Annotated in this window: 19 protein-coding genes; 9 read left to right on the forward strand and 10 right to left on the reverse strand. The window is 41.7% G+C overall.

What is annotated here, in order from left to right:
• Positions 1-10: 10 nt before the first annotated feature.
• Positions 11-859 (reverse strand): divergent polysaccharide deacetylase family protein, encoded by an 849-nt coding sequence (locus DRF63_RS04425; protein ID WP_005597304.1) that lies wholly within the window; start codon positions 857-859, stop codon positions 11-13.
• The gene (envC, locus tag DRF63_RS04430) at positions 859-2067 is read right to left on the reverse strand and encodes a murein hydrolase activator EnvC (protein WP_005597305.1); all 1209 of its coding nucleotides are present in this window, start codon (positions 2065-2067) and stop codon (positions 859-861) included. The genes DRF63_RS04425 and envC overlap by 1 nt, the downstream gene beginning before the upstream one ends.
• A gap of 169 nt (positions 2068-2236) precedes the next feature.
• Between envC and DRF63_RS04435 the strand changes: the two genes are divergently transcribed.
• On the forward strand, positions 2237-2920 hold the full coding sequence (locus tag DRF63_RS04435) for a 2,3-diphosphoglycerate-dependent phosphoglycerate mutase (protein WP_005597307.1): 684 nt from the start codon (positions 2237-2239) through the stop codon (positions 2918-2920).
• An 83-nt stretch (positions 2921-3003) separates the two neighbouring features.
• On the opposite strand, the gene DRF63_RS04440 is transcribed toward DRF63_RS04435, so the two are convergent.
• Positions 3004-3639, reverse strand: a complete 636-nt coding sequence (locus DRF63_RS04440; RefSeq protein WP_005620726.1) for a LysE/ArgO family amino acid transporter — start codon at positions 3637-3639, stop codon at positions 3004-3006.
• Between the two features lie 117 nt (positions 3640-3756).
• Between DRF63_RS04440 and udk the strand changes: the two genes are divergently transcribed.
• Together udk and dcd are read left to right on the forward strand one after the other, a co-directional pair.
• Positions 3757-4410: a uridine kinase gene (gene udk, locus DRF63_RS04445; protein WP_005597310.1), complete on the forward strand. Its 654-nt coding sequence runs from the start codon at positions 3757-3759 to the stop codon at positions 4408-4410.
• An 8-nt stretch (positions 4411-4418) separates the two neighbouring features.
• Positions 4419-5003 (forward strand): dCTP deaminase, encoded by a 585-nt coding sequence (dcd, locus tag DRF63_RS04450; protein ID WP_005597311.1) that lies wholly within the window; start codon positions 4419-4421, stop codon positions 5001-5003.
• 68 nt (positions 5004-5071) lie between these two features.
• Here dcd and DRF63_RS04455 read toward each other — a convergent pair whose 3' ends face one another.
• Positions 5072-5626, reverse strand: coding sequence for a TetR/AcrR family transcriptional regulator (locus tag DRF63_RS04455; protein ID WP_005597312.1), 555 nt, complete (start codon positions 5624-5626; stop codon positions 5072-5074).
• A 140-nt stretch (positions 5627-5766) separates the two neighbouring features.
• Here DRF63_RS04455 and DRF63_RS04460 point away from each other — a divergent pair, with 140 nt between their 5' ends.
• From DRF63_RS04460 to DRF63_RS04475, 4 genes are read left to right on the forward strand one after another with little or no spacing between them, the layout of a single operon-like run.
• Positions 5767-6828, forward strand: coding sequence for an HlyD family secretion protein (locus tag DRF63_RS04460; RefSeq protein WP_005597313.1), 1062 nt, complete (start codon positions 5767-5769; stop codon positions 6826-6828).
• 3 nt (positions 6829-6831) lie between these two features.
• The gene (gene rbbA / locus DRF63_RS04465) at positions 6832-9573 is read left to right on the forward strand and encodes a ribosome-associated ATPase/putative transporter RbbA (protein WP_005597314.1); all 2742 of its coding nucleotides are present in this window, start codon (positions 6832-6834) and stop codon (positions 9571-9573) included.
• A gap of 1 nt (position 9574) precedes the next feature.
• Positions 9575-10699, forward strand: a complete 1125-nt coding sequence (locus DRF63_RS04470) for an ABC transporter permease (protein ID WP_005597315.1) — start codon at positions 9575-9577, stop codon at positions 10697-10699.
• A gap of 16 nt (positions 10700-10715) precedes the next feature.
• Positions 10716-12110, forward strand: a complete 1395-nt coding sequence (locus DRF63_RS04475) for an efflux transporter outer membrane subunit (RefSeq protein ID WP_005597317.1) — start codon at positions 10716-10718, stop codon at positions 12108-12110.
• Between the two features lie 77 nt (positions 12111-12187).
• Here the strand turns inward: DRF63_RS04475 and pntB are convergent, their stop codons facing one another.
• Entirely contained in the window at positions 12188-13636 is a 1449-nt protein-coding gene (gene pntB / locus DRF63_RS04480; RefSeq protein ID WP_005597319.1) for a Re/Si-specific NAD(P)(+) transhydrogenase subunit beta, read from the reverse strand.
• A 10-nt stretch (positions 13637-13646) separates the two neighbouring features.
• Entirely contained in the window at positions 13647-15185 is a 1539-nt protein-coding gene (gene pntA, locus DRF63_RS04485; RefSeq protein ID WP_005597321.1) for a Re/Si-specific NAD(P)(+) transhydrogenase subunit alpha, read from the reverse strand.
• A 209-nt stretch (positions 15186-15394) separates the two neighbouring features.
• Here pntA and trmJ point away from each other — a divergent pair, with 209 nt between their 5' ends.
• Positions 15395-16126 carry a tRNA (cytosine(32)/uridine(32)-2'-O)-methyltransferase TrmJ gene (trmJ, locus tag DRF63_RS04490; RefSeq protein WP_005597323.1) on the forward strand — a complete coding sequence of 244 codons (732 nt, stop codon included), beginning with the start codon at positions 15395-15397 and terminating at the stop codon, positions 16124-16126.
• 45 nt (positions 16127-16171) lie between these two features.
• On the opposite strand, the gene queF is transcribed toward trmJ, so the two are convergent.
• The 4 genes from queF to hemW all read right to left on the reverse strand — a co-directional run bounded on the left by queF (position 16172) and on the right by hemW (position 19274).
• Positions 16172-17011 carry an NADPH-dependent 7-cyano-7-deazaguanine reductase QueF gene (gene queF / locus DRF63_RS04495; protein ID WP_005597325.1) on the reverse strand — a complete coding sequence of 280 codons (840 nt, stop codon included), beginning with the start codon at positions 17009-17011 and terminating at the stop codon, positions 16172-16174.
• Positions 17012-17023: 12 nt separating this feature from the next.
• Positions 17024-17572 (reverse strand): D-glycero-beta-D-manno-heptose 1,7-bisphosphate 7-phosphatase, encoded by a 549-nt coding sequence (gene gmhB / locus DRF63_RS04500; protein ID WP_108744152.1) that lies wholly within the window; start codon positions 17570-17572, stop codon positions 17024-17026.
• Positions 17572-18042, reverse strand: coding sequence for a thioredoxin-dependent thiol peroxidase (bcp, locus tag DRF63_RS04505; RefSeq protein ID WP_005597335.1), 471 nt, complete (start codon positions 18040-18042; stop codon positions 17572-17574). The genes gmhB and bcp overlap by 1 nt, the downstream gene beginning before the upstream one ends.
• Positions 18043-18116: 74 nt before the next feature.
• A complete protein-coding gene (gene hemW, locus DRF63_RS04510) occupies positions 18117-19274 on the reverse strand; it encodes a radical SAM family heme chaperone HemW (RefSeq protein WP_005597337.1) in 1158 nt (385 codons plus the stop codon).
• 262 nt (positions 19275-19536) lie between these two features.
• Here hemW and DRF63_RS04515 point away from each other — a divergent pair, with 262 nt between their 5' ends.
• Complete coding sequence (locus DRF63_RS04515) at positions 19537-21111, forward strand: ABC transporter substrate-binding protein (RefSeq protein WP_005619092.1); 1575 nt, start codon at positions 19537-19539, stop codon at positions 21109-21111.
• Positions 21112-21192: the final 81 nt, after the last annotated feature.

Genomic DNA, 21192 nt, shown 5'->3' on the forward strand with positions numbered 1-21192 from the left:
CGTCCTAATCTTAATCTTGTGGTACGCCTCTTAATAGCGGTACGACGTTAAAAGGGGCGGCGGAAGTCGGCGCGGGCATATCGTCAAACACCATAATAAACGGTGTTTTCGGCACGACAGTATCATTACGCCATAAGCTGCCCATACTGACTAATTGAATATCTTCGGGTAAGTTTGCCAAACCTTTTTCTAAGACCTCGATACTGTTTTTACGCGGGTGACCGATTAAAATCGCACTACCGTGTTTTCGAGCGTAATGTAAAGCAAGATGAAACTGATTCTGCACTTCGTGCAACGCATCGTTATCATCTAAAAACAAGTTTCTTTCCAAGGCGTTTACCCCTAATTCACGGGCGACTTTTGCCGCAACGCTCGGACCGGTTTTACTGTCAAGAAAGAAAAGTTGTTGTTTAGACAACTCCGTCATTAAATGCTCCATCGTTTGACGATCCGCCGTCGCACCGCTTCCCATATGGTTATTCAAACCGATGGCATAAGGCACTTGATTACGAGCGGCTTGAATTAAGCGAGCGACGTTTTCTTTACTTGCCCCGACCATTAGCGCCCCCGATTCAATCGGTTGATGTCTGTTTTTCGGTTGCATCGGTAAATGGATCAACACGTCCCGTTTTTGTTCGTAGGCTTTTTGCGCTCTCGCCGTCGCATACGGTGCAACGGGAATGATTGCCACACTCACTTCTTTAGGCAATGCGTAAATCGCATTATCTTCTTTTGCACGATAGCCGATATCATCTATCACAATCGCTAATTTTCCCGCTTGAGCAAGCGGTGAAATCAGCAACAAAATTTGCCAAAAAACCGAAAAAATAGACTGCTTACTTTGAAATAAATTCCACATTATTTTACCCAACCCATCGGATTTTTCGGATTGCCTTTACGACGGATTTCAAAATATAACGCCGAACGATTTTGACCGCCGGAGTTACCTACGCTGGCAATTTGTTGTCCGGCGGAAACACGGCTGCCTTTACGTACCGAAACCGATTGATTATAGCCGTATAACGACATATCGCCGTTACCATGATCGATTACGACGACTTGCCCGTAACCTTGCAACCAATCGGCTAAAATTACACGCCCGCCGGCAATCGCTCGTACCGGCGCACCTGCGCTTGCCGCAATAACGACACCGTGCCAAGTCACTTCGCCCATTTGACGAGAACCGAAACTGTTTACCACTTTCCCCGCCACCGGCATACTAAATTGTTTCTTCGGCGAACCTAAACCTCTACCGGCTCTAACTTGTTGCTTTTCTTGCTCGGTCGCTTTACGTTTTTCCTCACTATTTTTTTTCTGCTCCAATTTGGCAATTTCCTGCTCTTCTTGGCGTTCGGATTCCGCCGTCGCTTTGGCTAATTGATTACGTAACGCCGCCTCATTACTTTTTAACGATTCTAAACGGCTTTCGTCTTGTTCTAAGGTTTTATTAATTGAGCGCAACGTGGTTTCACGTTCGTTTTGTACTTTCTTTAAATCTTTTTCTTGTTTCTTTTGTTCGCTTAATTGTGTCTGTTGCCCTTTCTGCTGACCTTTCAGCTCGTCGCGACGATCTTTTAATTCCTGTTGCGTACGTCTTAAATCGTTAATCGTATCGATTCTTACTTGATTGATATGCGCATAATAAGCGGTCATTCTGTCCGCATTTTTAGCACTTTCCGACATCAAGCGTTCCAATACCGAAGGATGAATACCGGAGCGATAAGCGGAATCCAGCTGCTCTTTCAATTTCTCTTTTTGTTCTTTTTCTTGCTTTTCCAGCCTTTGAATTTCCTGCTCGGTACGCTTAATCGCTTGGCGAGTTTCGGTTAAAGACATTTCGGTTTCTTTAAGTTTACCCAATACCTTACCCATCTCGATTTCTTGCGTTTTCAACGTAGATTGCAGCACACTACGTTTTTGACGTTGTTCGTTAATTTTACTTTGTTGTTGTTTAATTTTTTGCTGAATACTGGAAAGCTCAGTCGCATAAGATGACTGAACGAATACGCTAAAACAAATCAATAGCGGAATGACATAAAACGAACGAAAGACTTTCACAAAATCCACCTACGGAACTCAATTAAAGACGACAAAATAGCTTATTCTATCAAATATTTGAGGAAAATCAGCTTTTCTCTCGCTTTTCTAAAAAGAAATCGGCTAACTATTTCAAAGTAAGTGGATTTTTGCTATAAATACACGGTTTTCAAATCAACTTAAATACATAGGAGTCTTTATGGAATTAGTATTTATTCGTCACGGTTTCAGTGAATGGAATGCTAAAAACTTATTTACAGGCTGGCGTGATGTTAATTTAACCGAACGTGGTATCGAAGAAGCGAAATCGGCAGGTCAAAAATTAAAAGCCGCCGGTTATGAATTCGATATCGCATTCACTTCGGTTTTAACTCGTGCAATTAAAACTTGTAATATCGTATTAGAAGAATCTAATCAATTATGGATTCCACAAGTGAAAAACTGGCGTTTAAACGAGCGTCACTACGGTGCGTTACAAGGTTTAGACAAAAAAGCGACCGCCGAACAATACGGTGACGAACAAGTTCACATTTGGCGTCGTTCTTATGACATTTCTCCACCCGATTTAGATGCGGCGGATCCGAATTCTGCGCATAACGATCGTCGTTACGCACACTTACCGAAAGATGTCATTCCAAACGCGGAAAACCTCAAAATCACTTTAGAACGTGTTTTACCGTTCTGGGAAGATCAAATCGCACCGGCGTTATTATCCGGCAAACGCGTACTGGTAACTGCACACGGTAACTCTCTTCGTGCGTTAGCAAAACACATCATCGGTATTTCTGATGCTGAAATTATGGATTTTGAAATCCCTACCGGTCAGCCGTTAGTATTAAAATTAGATGATAAATTAAACTTCGTAGAAAAATTCTATTTATAATTTAGTTTGTTCCTCAAACAAAAACGCTCGAAGCCAAAACTCCGAGCGTTTCTTTTTGCAAAAATTCAATAAAATTTAACCGCTTACCAAGCAAAAATTTGTTTAGCCAGCTGAAAAGCATATGCCGTCAAACTGATTGCAATCGCATACATAATCACACCGGTAAGAAAATCTAAAATTTGCCATGTTCTGCGCTTTTCAAAATAAGGCGATAGAAAACCGGCTCCGTAACCGACACCAAAAAACCATAAGAACGAACAACTTAATGCGCCGGCAAGAAACGCCATTTTGCCGTCAAAATCCAAATGCCCGCCGATTCCGCCCAAAATCACTACCGTATCGATGTACACGTGCGGATTTAAAAAAGTAATCGCAAAGGTAATCATCAATGCTCTTTTCAAACTCGTCGCATTTTCATTACTTGCTTTCAGTGCTTCTACGCTCTTGAAAATACTGATAAACGAGCGACTGCCGTAGGTAAATAAGAAACAGGCTCCCAGTAAAGCGATGGCTAAACTTAACATAGGCAAATTCGCTACGATGGAACCTAACCCTAGTACACCTAACGTCATTAAAAATACATCACCTAAAAAACAGAGTAAAGCGACCCAAAATACGTTCTGTTTTAAGATACCTTGTTTCAGTAAAAAAGCATTTTGCGCACCGATTGACACAATCAACCCGAAGCACACAATAAAACCTTGAATAAAAACGTCCATTTTTCCTCTCGATTGACCCCACAAGCGGTCGATTATACGCAAAATTTTACAAAAATGCGGTATAATCTCCCGAATTTTATCCTTTTCTTTGAGCATGAATATATTTAGGAACCGATTATGTCTGAAACCATTGAAAACCAAGCTTGTATCGTGATTGCTATCGCAGGTGCCTCCGCATCGGGTAAAAGTCTTATTGCTTCAACAATTTATAAAGAATTAAAAGAAGAACTTAACTCGGACGATATCGGTATCATTTCGGAAGATGCTTATTATAAAGATCAAACCCATTTGACCATGGAAGAACGGGTGAAAACGAATTACGATCATCCGAACTCAATGGATCATCACCTACTCGTTGAACATCTCCGTCAATTAAAACAAGGAGAAGCGATTGAGATCCCCGAATATGACTATTCGGAACATAACCGTAAAACGACAACCAAAAATTTCACACCTAAAAAAATCATTATTCTCGAAGGGATTCTGTTACTTACCGATGAAGAAATTCGTAATGAAATCAACGTTTCTATTTTCGTAGATGCGCCGTTAGATATTTGCTTTATTCGCCGTTTACAGCGCGATATGCTAGAACGCGGCAGAACGATGGATTCCGTTATCGCTCAATATCGTAAAACGGTGCGTCCGATGTTTTTACAATTTATCGAACCGTCAAAACAGTATGCGGATATTATCGTCCCGAAAGGCGGTAAAAACCGTATTGCGATCAATATTTTAAAAGCTCAAATTAAACAGTTATTATCTAAACGATAGGATTTACTATGCGCTTATGTGATACCGATATCGAACGTTATTTAGACGAAGGGATTATTGAAATAATTCCCCGCCCTTCAAATGAAAAAATTACCGGCGCAACGGTTGATGTGCGTTTAGGTAATTCTTTCCGCGTCTTTCGTGAACACGCCACACCTTATATAGATTTAAGTGGCCCTCGTGAAGAAGTGACCGCGCAGCTTCACAAAGTGATGAGTGAGGAAATTATTATCGCCGACGGCGAAGCCTTTTTCTTACATCCGGGTGAATTGGCACTTGCCACGACATTAGAATCGGTTACTTTACCGGATAATGTCGTCGGCTGGTTAGACGGTCGTTCCTCTTTAGCTCGCTTAGGTTTAATGGTACACGTAACGGCACACCGAATAGATCCGGGTTGGCAAGGTAAAATCGTATTGGAATTTTTCAATGCCGGAAAATTGCCGCTTGCTTTACGTCCTAATATGGCAATTGGCGCATTAAGTTTCGAAATTCTAAGCGGTCATGCGGCAAAACCTTATAATGCCCGTAAAGACGCCAAATATAAAAACCAGCAAAGTGCGGTTTCCAGCCGAATTAATCAAGATGATTAGCAGATTTTTACCAGTTTTCGGCATAGTAGTACAGTTGTACTTACTATGCCGAAAACGACCTCTGTGCATCATCCCATATTAAAAAACGATAACACATCCTCAATATTTTGATGTTCGATGTCAGGGTCGATAGTTTCCGTACCTTGAATGATATGCTCAAACATTCCAACCGAAATATAGGCAAATAATGTGCCTTGAAATTCCAGTTCTGCACTTGTGCGATCAAATTTGTGCCGTGACACACTGATATATTTATTTTTTACTAAGTTAAAAAAGTCTTTTTTCAAACTAATACGCCGAGTATCAACTTGCCAAAGTCGCCTAAATACCGAGCGGTGTTCGCTAATAATCGGCACGGCTACCAGAGCGAATGCTTTGGTCGGAATACTAAATCGTTGTTCTAATAAAGGTAAAATTATCGTTTCTTTAAGCTGTCCGATTATTTGCCCAATCAACTTTTCTTTGTTGAGATAATGCTTATAGAATGTAGAACGATTTACCTCGGCAACATCTAAAATATCTTGTACCGTAATTTCTTCGTATGCTTTAGTTTCCAACAATTTTAGGAAAGCGGTCTGAATCAACATTCGAGTACGCTTAATGCGAGGATCTTCTTTTTTCATATTTTCTCCTAAAAAGTTATTTAAGCGACAATTTAGCCAGTTTTGTCAGCTTAAGCAACATTATATTGATTATTATTGATTGCAGATAAGCGGTCATTTTTTTAGAATTTTTTACATACTTTTTAAGCAAGAGAAATTCTATGAAAAAATTTGCCATTGTCATTTTAATTGCCGCCGCATTAGCCGGAAGTTATTTTTTACAAAAAAATTGGCATACCGAGAATGGGTTGCAAGGCATCGCCAGCGTTAATGGACGTATAGAAGTGGAGCGTCTTGATATTGCTTCTCTTTATGCCGGTCGAGTAGAGGAAATTTATATCCAAGAAGGACAAGATGTAAGTAAAAATCAACCGCTTGTACGTCTTTCATCCAGCCAGTCGCAAAGCCAAGTTAATTCTGCTCAAGCACAAATTGCGGCAGCCGAAGCCTCTGTGAATAATGCTCAAGCACAAAAACGTCGAGCGACAGAAGCGGTCAGCCGTGCAAATGCAGAAATCGCAGCCCAACAGCAAAAAGCCAATATCGCTAAATTAGAATTGAGTAATGCGAAAAATTTGCACCGTGATAATTTAATTTCAAGCAGCGAATTAGAACGTCGTCAAGCTAATTACAAAGCGTCACTCGCAGCCGTAGAAACGGCTAAAGCTGCTAAGGCGGAAGCTCAAGCGACAATAACACAAGCGCAAGCAACCATCTCGCAAGCCGAAGCTACGGTAAATCAAGCGAAAGCATTCGCTGAACAAGCCGATTCACAAAACGATGATATGTTAATCAGAGCCCCGTTAGACGGTCGTATTGAATATAAAATCGCTATGTTGGGTTCTGTAGTTGGCATTGGTGGAAAAGTCGTCAGTTTACTCGACACTTCAACCGTTTACCTCAATGTATTTCTGCCCGCCCATCAATCCAATTTAGTCCGCTTAAATGATGAAGCTCGTATCAAAATTGACGGATCTGATATTGTGTTTCCCGCTAAAGTGGTCTTTGTAGCTTCGGAAGCACAATTTACGCCGAAATCGGTAGAAACCAGTGAGGAGCGAAGTAAGTTAATGTTTAAAATCAAATTACAAATTCCAACGGATATTGCTATACAACATAAAAACCTGCTTAAAGGTGGAATGACTGCAATGGGTTATGTCAAATACGATGCGCAAGCAAGTTGGTCGGACGATTTAGCTATTAAACTGCCAAGCGATAATTAAATTATGCAATCGAAAACTATTGTCCTACGCCTAGAAAACGTCAGCCATTTTTACGGCAAAAAAGCGGCACTCGAACAGATTTCTTTTGAACTGGAAAAAGGTACAACCGTTGGGTTAATCGGTCCTGACGGCGTGGGCAAATCAACCCTCTTATCACTCATTGCAGGTGTAAAAATCCTACAATACGGGTCTATTACTGTCTTTGGTCAAAATATCGCGAACCAAGCCGAACGTGAAGCTCTTACTCACAAAATCGCCTTTATGCCGCAAGGTTTAGGCAAAAATCTCTATCTCACGTTGTCGATTTACGACAACGTCGATTTTCATGCGCGCCTCTTCGGTCTTCCTCCGTTACAACGACGAGCTAAAATCCAACGTTTACTTAAAGCGACCGGCTTATTACCCTTTGCCGATCGTCCTGCAGGAAAATTATCTGGCGGTATGAAACAAAAGCTTAGTTTATGCTGTGCTTTAGTACACAATCCGGATTTACTGATTTTAGATGAACCGACTACCGGCGTAGATCCGCTTTCTCGCCGCCAATTTTGGCAATTAGTAAAAGAATTACGTGCCGAATCGCCTGAAATGACGGTAATTGTTGCAACCGCTTATATTGATGAAGCCGAAAATTTTGCGCACGTTTTAGCGATGGATAACGGCAAAATTATTGCGCATAAACCCACTCAACAACTCATTGCAGAAATGCAAGTACAAAATCTTGAACAGGCATATATCAAATTATTACCGCCAGAAAAACGAGGAGCGGAAAACGGTATTGAAATTCCGCCATTCCAATATTCACCGAATGAACCGCCCGTTATTATTGCTAAAAATTTAACCAAAAAATTCGGTAATTTTATTTCTGTAGATAATGTCAGTTTTGAAATTGCCAAAGGTGAGATCTTTGGCTTCCTCGGTTCAAACGGTTGCGGTAAATCCACCACAATGAAAATGCTAACCGGTCTACTAGATCCTACCGAAGGCGAGGCGACATTGTTAGGTCAGCCTATCAATGCCGGCGATATTGATACTCGTAAGCGGGTAGGCTATATGTCGCAAGCCTTTTCGTTGTATGAAGAGTTGAGTGTCAAAGAAAACCTTGCATTACACGCTAAACTTTATCAACTGCCGAAAGATGAATGGTCAAGCAGAATCCAAGCGGCATTAATGCAATTTGATTTATTAGAGACGGCAGAATATACACCGGCCGATTTACCGCTGGGGATTCGCCAACGATTACAACTCGCTGCCGCCTGCTTACACAAACCTGAAGTCTTGATTCTAGACGAACCTACATCAGGTGTGGATCCTGCCGCTCGCGATATGTTTTGGTCCTATTTGATTAAACTTTCACGTGAAGATCACATCACCATTTTCGTCACCACCCATTTTATGAATGAAGCGGCACGTTGCGATCGGATTTCTCTTATGCATCGAGGCAAAGTTTTAGCGGTTGGTTCGCCTGAAGCGTTACGCCTTGAAAAACAATCCGCCACATTAGAACAAGCCTTTATTAAATATTTAGAAGAACAGGCGGACGACATCACAATGCCAACCGAATCCAACGAAGTGCAGGAAATTCAAGAAGAACCGGTACAAGCGGCCAAATTTTGGCAAAAATTTACCCATTACTTTTCTGTTATCACCACCTTTGCTTTACGAGAAAGTAAAGAATTACTCCGAGATAAAATCCGCTTATTATTCGCATTACTCGGGCCGCTGATTATGTTGTTGGCAATGGGTTCCAGTATTTCCTTCGATATTAATCCGTTAAAAATGGCAGTATTAGATCACGATAATAGTTCGGAAAGTCGTAAATTAATTGAAAGTTTTCGAGGCTCACGTTACTTCATCTTGCAAGAGAATTTATATTCGATCGATGAAATTAGCTCCGTCCTACAAGCCGGTAAAGTACGTGCTGTTTTAGAAATTCCGGCACACTTCGGACGGAATCTACTCCGCCGACAACAACCGGAACTGGGCTTGTTTATTGACGGGGCTTTCCCTTCCACTGCAGAAAATTTAAAAGGTTCGGCCGCCGGTGTTATCTTACAATATGTAAAAGATATGCAAAAACAAGCGGGTTTTACTATCACGCAAAATAATCTGATTGAGCCAAGAATGGTTTATAACCAAGATTTCAAAAGTATTTTTGCAATGACGCCGGGCATTATTATGTTAGCCATGGTGATGATCCCAACGATGATGACCGCACTAAGTGTAGTGCGTGAAAAAGAGATTGGTTCTATTATGAATCTATACGGCTCGCCGGCTTCGCCTTTTCAGTTTTTACTTGGCAAGCAACTACCTTATATCGTTTTAGCCTTTGTAAGCTATTTAGTGTTGGTGCTCACCGCAATAATAGTATTTGGTGTTCCGATTAAAGGCTCAATTCCGGCAATGTTTTTAGGTGTATTGTTAGGCATCTGCGCATCCACCGGTTTTGGTTTGCTCGTTTCAAGTTTTGTGAAATCACAAGTCGCTGCAATTTTTGTAGCGGCAATTGTATCAATGATCCCGTCGGTTAATTTTTCTGGTGTGATGTATCCTGCTTCACGGCTGGACGATAGTGTTCAATTGGTTTCTAAAATCTTCCCAGGAGCATGGTTTCAACAAATCAGCTTAGGCGGTTTTACTAAAGGATTAAGTTTTACTCAATTTGAGCAGAGTTATTTAGCTCTAGCCCTCATTTATTTTGTTTACCTCACACTTGCCACTTTGGCATTAAAAAAACAGGAAAAGTAATATGTTACGTTGGTTCAAAAATGTGGCATTTCTTTCAGCCAAAGAATTTAAAAGCCTCTTTAGTGATAAAGTATTGGTGGCGATGATTATCTATATGTTTTCCGCTGCCATATTGACGATTGCTAAGCAAGGTATGACGGATGTCAAAAACGGTTCCGTTGCGATTGTCGATTATGATCACTCTACACTGTCGTATCGCTTACAAGATGCTCTGATTCCTCCCTACTTCAAAACCGTTGAAGAGGTAAAAACCGACCAAGTCGAATATCTAATGGATAACGGTAAATTTACGTTTGTAGTCGAAATCCCAGCTAATTTCCAACGAGATCTCTCAAGCGGTAAGTCGCCGCATTTACAACTTTTAGTCGATGCCACCGCAATGACACAAGCGAATATTGGTTCTTCTTATATTACACAAATTTTTAATCGAGAAATTCAGCAATTTCTTGGTATCAGTGCGTTACAAGCTCCCATAAATGTGGTCGCTAATGTTTTATATAACCCTAACCATTCAAGCGAATGGTTTATGGGAACGGTACAAATTGTCGGTAATTTAACGCTTCTAACTCTACTTTTGGCGGGCTCGGCAGTGATTCGAGAACGGGAACGAGGTACGCTAGAACATCTATTGGTAATGCCCGTGCGTGCCAGTGAAATTATGACGGCTAAAATTCTTGCCAATGGTTTGGTACTATTAGTAACCGCCGGCTTTTCTTTAAAAATCGTAGTCGCGGGCATATTAGGTACGCCGCTGGCAAATCAGCAAATTGCTATTTTCATCTTAGGAGCGGCAATTTTTCTGTTCTCCATTGCTTCATTAGGTATTTTACTCGCGGTGTTTGCGCCGACAATGCCGCAATTCGGACTACTCTGTATGCCGATTTACCTCGTTCTCTATTTATTGTCCGGTTCAATGTCACCACTGGAAAATATGCCTCAGCTCGCACAAAATCTAACCCAACTTTCTCCTGTCACCATGCTCGGCGCTTACGCTCAAGACGTGCTATTTCGTGGTGCAGGTCTTGATATGGTATGGCACTATTTAGCTAAAATGGCAATAGTGGGAGCTCTGTTTTTAAGCCTTGCCCTCTATCAATTTAAATCAATGCTCTCCAAACAGGGATAAGAATATAGGAACAACTATGAAGATTGAGAAATATACCTCTTTTGCAATTTTTTGCTTAATTTTGACCGCTTGTCACAATCAAGACGTTGCCAAATTGCAGTCCGATATTGAATTACCTGCACAATTCGAATATGCCAATACGGCTAATAAGGTGACAAATATCCGCCAATGGTGGCAAAACTGGCAAGATCCGCAACTCACCACATTAATTGAACAAGGACTGCAACACAATTTAGATATTAAACTCGCGCAAGCTCGCCTTGCCGAAACGCAAGCCTATGCAGACTATAGAAAAGCCGACCAAGGCATTAATATTGGTGCGAGCGGTTCAACAGGTGCCGGCGTTAGTGATGTAAATTTAGATAGAGTTAATCCCGACCATAAACAAATATCCGATATTTATGGCGGTATTAATTTATCTTGGGAACTTGATTTCTTCGGCAAAAAACAAAGTGAAGCGGATAAAGCGACCTCACTTGCATTGGCGCAACAAGAACAAATTTATGCCGCTCAAATGCTGATTACCGGCGAAATTGCCAATAACTATTTTCGTATAATCGCTACCGACAAGCAGAATAATAATCTCACGCAGCAACTTACCGCTCTGCAAGCGCTTAAACGTTATATCCAAGGACGATTTAACGCAGGTCAAGCCACTGCTTATGAACTGAATGAAATTGACGGACAAATCAGTGCGATACAAGCCAAACAATCGACATTATCCGCACAAGCGGACGAATTTCAGCGAAATATCGCTATTTTAATCGGTAAAACTCCGCAAGCTTTCCGGTTACAAAAAAACCGTAATGCTTTAATTAAAATACCGAATACGCCAAGCGGTACGCAGCCTAGCAGCTTACTCGATCATCGCCCCGATTTACGAGCGGCAAAGCAACAAGTGCAAGCACAAGCGGCGAATTTAGCCGGTAAACAAGCGGATCTTTACCCTCGTTTTGATATTACTTTTCAAGGTCAAGGCGGCTATTTAAAACTGGATCAAGACTTAGGTAATATCTCGTCTTTAGCCGGATTGGCAAGTCTCGGAGTACAATTGCCTATTTTTACCAATGGTAGAATCGCCGCTAATATTGAAGCTGCGGAAGCAAGTTTAAAAGCCGCTTTAATTCAATATGACAAAACGCTTTTAACCGCTTTAGCCGAAGTGGATTCCGCTTATCAACAACAATATGCGTTAAATAATCAGAATCACCTCTTACAAAAGTATTACCAACAAGCCAATAAGCAAGCGATTGATTCGGAAAAACTGTTTAAATATGGCGATAAAACGTTAGATGTGGCACTTCGTGCTAAAATTGCCGCATATAGCACACAAGAAAAGTTGATTCAATCACAACTCTCACAAGCACAAAATTTGATTCGTTTATATAAATCGATTGGGGGTGGTTGGTAGAATCTATACATTTCGAACGGAGTAATAAATACAAAACAAAAAAGAGATCCGAAGATCTCTTTTTTTATGTCGCTGGATTAGCTATTTAATGCTCTTAAAATGTCATCCACACGCTCTTTCGCATCACCGAATAACATTTGGGTATTTTCTTTGAAGAATAATGGGTTTTGAACGCCTGCGTAACCAACCGCCATTGAACGTTTGAATACGATAACGTTTTGTGCTTTCCACACTTCCAATACCGGCATACCTGCAATTGGACTTGACGGATCGTCTAATGCCGCCGGGTTTACCGTATCATTCGCACCGATAACCAATACGACATCGGTTTCTTCGAAATCATCATTGATTTCATCCATTTCAAGCACGACATCATAAGGCACTTTTGCCTCTGCAAGTAATACGTTCATATGCCCCGGTAAACGACCCGCAACAGGGTGGATACCAAAACGCACATTAACACCTTTCTCGCGTAATTTTGCAGTGATTTCCGCAACCGGATATTGTGCTTGCGCCACCGCCATACCGTATCCCGGAGTGATGATTACAGAACTTGCATTTTTCAGCATTTCCGCCACTTCTTCTGCGGTGGTTTCACGGTGTTCACCTTGTTCTTCATCACCTGAGCTTGCTTTAACTTCCGTACCGAAGCCGCCTGCAATCACGCTGATAAATGAGCGGTTCATCGCTTTACACATGATGTAAGAAAGAATCGCGCCTGATGAACCCACTAACGCACCAGTTACAATTAATAAGTCGTTGCTTAGCATAAAACCGGCTGCCGCTGCCGCCCAACCTGAATATGAGTTCAACATTGAAACCACTACCGGCATATCCGCACCACCGATAGATGATACTAAGTGCCAACCGAATACTAATGCGATTACCGTCATAATCAACACAGGGAAAATATTGTGCGGATTATTTAGGAATACCACCATTAATAACGCAGAAACGATTAATGCCGCTAAGTTCCATTTATGTTTATGCGGAATATTTAATGCAGCCGAAGACACTTTACGACCGAATAATTTACCGCTTAATTTACCGAACGCCACTAATGAACCGGAGAATGTTACCGCACCGATAAAGATACCGAGGAACACTTCAACATTATGAATGTTAGCGAGTATCGCTTGTTCGGCTTGGAATGCCGCTAGTGCCACTTCATCTAAGTTTGCCGGTGGAATCGCATCTACGTGTAAACCGTAGCTGTTAAAACCGACTAATACCGCAGCTAAACCGACAAAGCTATGTAGAATCGCCACTAGTTCCGGCATTTCCGTCATTTCAACTTTTACGGCTTTTCTCACACCGATAAATCCGCCGATTGCCATTGCGATTAAGATCCAAAGCGTACCTTGTGATTGCGGACCGAAGATAGTTGCGACTAACGCAATCGCCATCCCGACGATACCGTACCAACAACCCGCTTTTGCCGTTTCGTGTTTAGAAAGTCCTGCTAAACTCATAATAAAGAGAATCGCAGCAATAATATATGCGGCCGTTACAAATCCAAAAGACATGAGTTTCTCCTTAACCTTTTCTAAACATCGCAAGCATACGTTGCGTGACTTTGAAACCGCCGAAGATATTAATGCTTGCGACTAAAATCGCAATAAACGCAAGAATATCCACGAAGAAATTACCGGTAGGCTGAGATATTTGTAACACCGCACCGACAATGATAATGCCGGAAATCGCATTGGTTACCGCCATTAACGGGGTATGTAATGCGTGGCTGACGTTCCAAACCACATAATATCCCACCACACAGGCTAATACGAATACGGTGAAGTGTGATAAGAATGCCGCCGGCGCTACGGATGCCAACCATAAGAATAACGCTCCGGCACCTGCCATCACACCGTATTTCACACGAGGATCGGTCGGTTTTTCTTCTTTTTTCTCAATCGGTGCCGCAGCCGCTGGTTTTTGCGGTTGAGCCGAAACTTGAATCGGCGGAGCCGGCCAAGTTAATTCGCCATCACGTACTACGGTTACACCACGTAATACCACATCTTCGAAATTAATGTCAATTTGACCGTCTTTATTCGGTGTAAGCAGTTTAAGCAAATTAACTAAGTTTGTACCGTAAAGTTGTGAAGATTGCGTTGGTAAACGTGCAGGGAAATCGGTATAACCGATAACTTTTACTTGATTTTTAGTAACAATCGCTTTACCCGCTTTGGTATATTCACAGTTACCGCCGGTTGCTGCTGCTAAATCGACAACCACTGAACCCGGTTTCATTGAATCGACCATTTCTTTAGTGATTAAACGAGGTGCCGCTTTACCCGGAATCGCCGCCGTAGTGATAATAATATCCACTTCTTTCGCTTGTTCGGCGTAAAGTTCCATTGCACGACGGTTAAACTCTTCCGACATTACTTTTGCATAACCGTCGCCTGAGCCGCCTTCTTCTTCGAAATCGATTTCTAAGAAGTCTGCACCCATAGATTTCACTTGTTCTTTTACTTCCGGACGAGAGTCAAACGCACGAACAATCGCACCTAAGCTGTTTGCCGCACCGATTGCCGCTAAACCGGCAACACCCGCACCGATAACCAGCACTTTCGCCGGCGGTACTTTACCTGCTGCAGTAATTTGACCGGTAAAGAAGCTACCGAATGCATTCGCCGCTTCGATAACCGCACGATAGCCGGAAATATTCGCCATTGAACTCAATGCATCAAGTGCTTGTGCACGCGAAATACGAGGCACAGCGTCCATTGCCAATACATTGATTTTTTTAGCTTGCAATTTTTCCATTAATTGCGGATTTTGTGCAGGCCAAATAAAACTCACTAGCGTTGCGCCTTCTTTAATAAGGGCGATTTCAGCATCGGTCGGTGCATTCACTTTAAAAATAATATCTGAATTCCAAACCTCTTGTTGCGTGCCGACAGTCGCACCTGCATTAACAAATGCGTTGTCCTCAAAACTCGCTTTAAAGCCCGCATTGTGTTCAACGAGCACATCAAAGCCGAGCTTTTTGATCTGTTCAACGGTTTTTGGCGTTGCCGCCACACGTGTTTCACCGTCTAACAGCTCTCTTGGTACACCAATAAGCATAAAGACTCCTGTATGGTTATGTTTATAATCGGGCTATGATGATAACCCACTTCGTTTTAAAAAACTCGCCTAAATGTATCATTAAATCGGAGAAATTTGTAAAAAATTCGACTTATCAATTTAATTATTTGACAGAATTTTGCGAATTTTCAGTTTGACTCAAATCTGCTAAAATCTTACAAAATTTCTTATTTATAGAATAGAATAGAATGAATATTTTAGACCAAATCCGGATTATCTTAGTTGAAACCTCTCTACCCGCTAATATTGGCTCCGCCGCTCGTGCGATGAAAACCATGGGACTTTCAAATTTACGTTTAGTGTCTCCGCTTAACCCGATTGACGAACAAGCCCAAGCCCTCGCTGCCGGTGCAAAAGATGTGCTGGCTAACGCCCAAATTTTTGACTCATTTGAACAAGCGATTGCAGATTGCCAATTAGTAATCGGTACCAGTGCCAGATTACGCCATTTGCAAAATAGTCTAATTGAGCCGAGAGATTGCGGCAAATTGGCGGTGGAACGTGCCGAAAAAGGCAAAGTGGCAATTGTATTCGGTCGGGAACGAGTCGGATTAACTAACGAAGAATTATTAAAATGCCATTATCATTTAAACTTTCCGACCAATCCTGACTACGGTTCGTTAAATTTAGCGATGGCGGTACAGCTGGCAAGTTACGAAGTGCGTATGGCGTGGTTGGATTTGCAAAAAAATCCGCAAATTCGGCCGCTTGTTGAGGAAAAAGATTATCCGAATACCGAAGCGTTGGAGCATTTCTTTAATCACACCGAGCGACTTTATAAACAATTAAGCTTTATTCGTAATGATGCGGTCATGCTCAAGCTCCGCCGCTTATACCAACGTGCCGAACTTGAAACCAATGAGTTGAATTTATTAAGAGGAATGCTGACTTCGGTTGAAAAGCAAATAGAAAATAAATAAAAAAACGCCCCAAAATATCGTTCTCGATTTTCTGGGGTATTTTTCTTACTGCCTTGCCATTCTCAAATTTTGCGGAACAGACTCAAAATTTGAACGGAACGGGTTGATATCCAAACCGCCTCGGCGGGTATAACGTGCATAGACCGTCAGTTTTTCCGGCTGTGTAAATTGAATCAAATCGGTAAAGATACGCTCTACGCATTGCTCGTGGAACTCATTATGTTCACGGAATGACACTAAATAGCGTAATAATTTTTCTCGATTTAATTTTTTGCCGACATAGTGAATTTGCACACTGCCCCAGTCTGGTTGCGAGGTAATCAAACAGTTTGATTTCAGCAAATGGCTGACTAAGGTCTCTTCAACCACTTCGCCTTCTGCCACGCTTGCTAAATGCTCGTTAGAAAATTCGTAACTGTCAATTTGAATATCTTGTTCATCAATACATTCACCGGCAAAATCCACAATCGGTTGCTGGGTGTAAGCGGATAATTTGTAAACTTTTACCGAAACTTGACCGCTTGCACATTGGCTGAGATCTTTGGCTAATGTTTGTTCCACTTGTTCCAATGAGGCAAATTTGGTTTGGTTAAAGCTGTTTAGATAGAGTTTAAAACTTTTTGATTCAATTAAATTCTCGCTACGAAAATCAATCGCCACATCCGCTATCGCCACCTGTGGTAAACCATTTTCATTTAGCCAAGACAGTTCATAACAAGTCCAAACATCCGCACCTCGATCAAACGGTTGTTGTTCGGTAATCCCCAAACCGTCACGGTTTAATTTACGGGGAACAGGCTGTAAAAGCGTAGGATCATATTCACTTTTATATTCGGTTTTTTGCCCTAATTTCAGAGCAGATAATGATTTATCGTTGTAGTTCATCTTCTTTCTTTATTATTTAATATAACGGACTAAATCCACTAAGCTGTCTAATACCAAATCGGCTTTCGCTTCGCCTTCTGCGGTAACAGGTTTGCCTGTTCGCACTAACACTTTTGTTTTCACACCGGCAACTTCAGCCGCTAACAGATCTTCTAATTTATCACCGACCATATACGATTGTGCCGGATCAATATCCAAATCGGCAATCGCTTGAGTAAACATTCCTGCTTTCGGTTTGCGACAATCGCAATCTTCTTTATATTCGCCTTTGCCTTCCGGATGATGAGGGCAATAATAGATACCGTCTAACACAACGCCGTAGTCTTCATCCAGCGACCAATCCATCCACTCCGTTAATTGGTTAAACTGCTCTTCACTAAAATAACCGCGCGCAATACCGGATTGATTGGTGACCAATACCAACAGATAGCCTTTATCTTGTAGCTGCTTTAACGCCTTGCCGACACCTTCAATAAATTGAAAGTCGTCAATTTGATGTACATAACCGTGATCAATATTAATTGTGCCGTCACGATCTAAAAATATCGCCTTTTTCACTATTACTTCGTTCCTTTTACAAAATCGACTACTATTTGATGGTGTTCACCGGTTTTGAATTTATCGAATACCTGCTCGATCACGCCCTGTTCATTCACTAAAAAACTGATGCGGTGAATACCGTCATAGGTTCTGCCCATAAATTTTTTCTCGCCCCATACACCGAATGCTTCGGCAACTTGGTGATCCGCATCAGACAATAGCGTGAAATTCAGTGCTTTTTTCTCGGCAAATTGGGCTAATTTTTTCGGTAAATCCGGGCTAATACCTAACACGACAACATTTAATTGCTCTAATTCCGACTTACTGTCACGTAAACCGCAAGCCTGCGTAGTGCAGCCTGGGGTTAAGGCTTTCGGATAAAAATAAACCAGCACTTTTTTGCCGGCAAATTGGCTGAGCGAAACCGGTTGTTCGTGCTGATCCAATAAAGTAAATTGCGGCGCTTTATCGCCTGCTTTAAGTGTATTCATTGCAAAAAATTCCTAAAAAAAGACCGCTTGTATTCTACTACAAGCGGTCAAATCTTTGAATTTTTTTGCAAAAGCTATTCTAAAAAACCTTCCAATAATTCATTTAAAAACAACTTACCGTGCTGGGTAATCTGCCAATGTTTTTCGGTTTCTGTAATGTAATTTTTGCTTAATGCCCAATCCACTGTTGGTCTAACGATTTCACGATCAAGACCGGTGTAGAACTCAAATTCTTGTTTTGGGGTCGCTTCCAATAAGCGGAAACGATTCATAAAAAATTCAAACGGACGATCAGCAAGCTCAATCAAATCTTGGCTGTAACGATATTCACCTCGCATATAACCTTTCGGGTGTTTGGTTTTGCTGAAGCGGTAAATTTCACCGGTCGGATAACTAATCTTACCGTGCGCTCCGCAACCAATCGCCAAATAGTCGCCAAAACGCCAATAATTGAGATTATGACGGCATTGATAACCTTTTTTCGCATAAGCCGAGGTTTCATATTGTTCATAGCCGGCAGCGGTGAGTAACTGATGACCTTGCTCGAAAATATCCCATAATTCATCATCGTCCGGTAAAGTCGGCTGGCGATAATAAAACATCGTGTTCGGTTCAATAGTTAATTGATACCACGACAAATGCGGTGGTGCGAGCGCAATCCCCTGTCGTAAATCGTCCAGTGCTTGTGCCACCGATTGATTCGGTAAGCCGTGCATTAAGTCGATATTAAAACTTTGCAAACCGGATTTTGCAGAATTTTGCGCAAAAATGACCGCTTGTTTCGCCTCATTCGAGTCGTGAATACGTCCAAGTTTGAGCAGTTTTTCCGGCTCGAAACTTTGGATCCCCATTGAGATACGTGTTACACCGCCTTGTGCATAGCCAAGAAAACGCTCCGCTTCCGCCGTACCGGGATTTGCCTCAAGGGTAATTTCGATATGCTCTTCAAACGGAATACGCTTTTCGACTTCTGCCAACAGATAAGCAATCCCTTCTGCCGAAAACAGACTTGGCGTACCGCCGCCAATAAAAATCGAATGAATTTTGCGATTACCGATTGCCAGCTGATAAGCGGTCAAATCTTGCGATAAATCTGCAAGTAGATGTTGAATATATTCCGCTTCCGGAATCACACCTTTTTGCGCATGTGAATTGAAATCGCAGTACGGACATTTTTGTACGCACCACGGAATATGGATATAAAGACTTAAGGGAGGAAGGGCTAAATTCACGTTCTAACTACTATCATTAAATAAAAATGATGATAACGAAAAGTCCGTAAACAGGAAAGAAAAGTTTTCTGTGAGAGAGATCACAAATCTAACATTAGAGGCTTTACCCTCTTTAATAACTTGTTATGATAGATTCAATCCATTTTTAGAATTAATTTTGATTTTATCACTTCATTTTTAAATCTAAAAAAGAACACTATCATTGTTCAGATTAAGGTTGTGCTGAATATATCTAATCTAATTAAACATAAAGAGGTGTGCTATGACTTCTCATTTTTCTCATAACGACTCACGTCGCCACTTCATGAAGCTTCTTGCCGGTGTCGGAGCAGGCTTTGCATTCTCCGGTACCTTAGGTACTTTCTCTAATAATGCATTTGCCGCAGCAGGTAAAAGTATTGAAGCAGGGATTGCTTATCCGATCTCAACCGGTTTTGACCCGCTTACTTCAAGCGGTGCATCGTCTATGGCGGCGAACTTACATATTTTTGAAGGTTTAGTGGATTTACACCCGGCAACTCGCCAACCTTATTTAGCTTTAGCGGCTAAAGAGCCTGAACAGAAAGATGAAGTAACATACCATATTACCTTACGTGAAGGGGCAACCTTCCACGATGGTAAACCGGTTACCACCGAAGATGTGGTTTACTCGTTTGAACGTGTGTTAGATCCGGCGAAAGCCTCACTGTTCGCTCAATTTATTCCGTTTATCGCTTCGGTAAAAGCACTTGACAATAAAGTGGTCGAATTCAAATTAAAATATCCGTTCGCTTTATTTAAAGAACGTTTAACCATCGTCAAAATCGTGCCGAAACATATCGTAGAAGCCGGTCAATCCGCCTTTGATGCCAAACCTGTCGGTTCAGGTCCTTATAAATTTGTTTCCGCAACCAAAGATGACCGTATTGTCTTTGAAGCCAATACCTCTTATAACGGTATGTATCCGGCTAAAGTAGATAAAATGACGTGGTTCTTATTATCAGATGATGCCGCTCGTGTAACCGCACAAGAATCCGGACGTGTACAAGCGATTGAATCCGTACCGTACCTTGATGCGGAACGCTTAAAACGTAAAGGAAAAGTGGAATCAGTACAATCTTTCGGCTTACTATTCTTAATGTTTAACTGTGAAAAAGCACCGTTTGATAACCCGAAAGTACGCCAGGCGTTACATTATGGCTTAGATACACAAAAATTAATCGACATTGTATTCTTAGGCAATGCGAAAGCGGCAAGCTCTTACGTACAAGATACCCATCCTGATTATGTAAAAGCCGCCAGCCAATATGATTTTGATAAAGCGAAAGCGGAAAGCCTATTAGCGGAAGCGGGTATCAAAGAATTAAAATTTGAATTACTTGCAACCGATCACGCTTGGGTAAAAGAATGTGCGCCGCTTATTCTTGAATCTTGGAATGCGTTAAAAGGTGTGAAAGTAACGCTTCAACATTTACAATCCGGTGCGTTATACGGCACGCACGTTGATAAAGGTGCGTTTGAAGTGGTTATCGCACCGGGCGATCCGTCCGTATTCGGTAACGACTTAGACTTATTATTAAGCTGGTGGTACCGCGGTGACGTATGGCCGAAACGTCGTTTCCGTTGGGCAAATACGCCTGAATATGCCGAAGTACAAAAATTACTGGATGAAGCGGCGAAAAATCCGGCGGGTGCAAAAGAAGCATGGACCAAAGCAATCAATATTATTGCCGAACAAGTGCCGCTTTACCCGATCGTACATCGTAAATTACCGACCGCATGGAGCGATAAATCACTTACCGATTTCCAACCGTTACCGACAACAGGCTTGTCATTCTTAGGCGTCGGTCGTAAATAACCTCTAATAAAATGCCCTTTGTCGTCCAAAGGCAAAGGGTATTACTTAATATAACTCTCTTAATTAAATCTTTACCCTTCA

This window comes from Actinobacillus pleuropneumoniae (genome assembly GCF_003290385.1).
In the GTDB taxonomy this organism is placed as follows: Bacteria; Pseudomonadota; Gammaproteobacteria; order Enterobacterales; family Pasteurellaceae; genus Actinobacillus; species Actinobacillus lignieresii.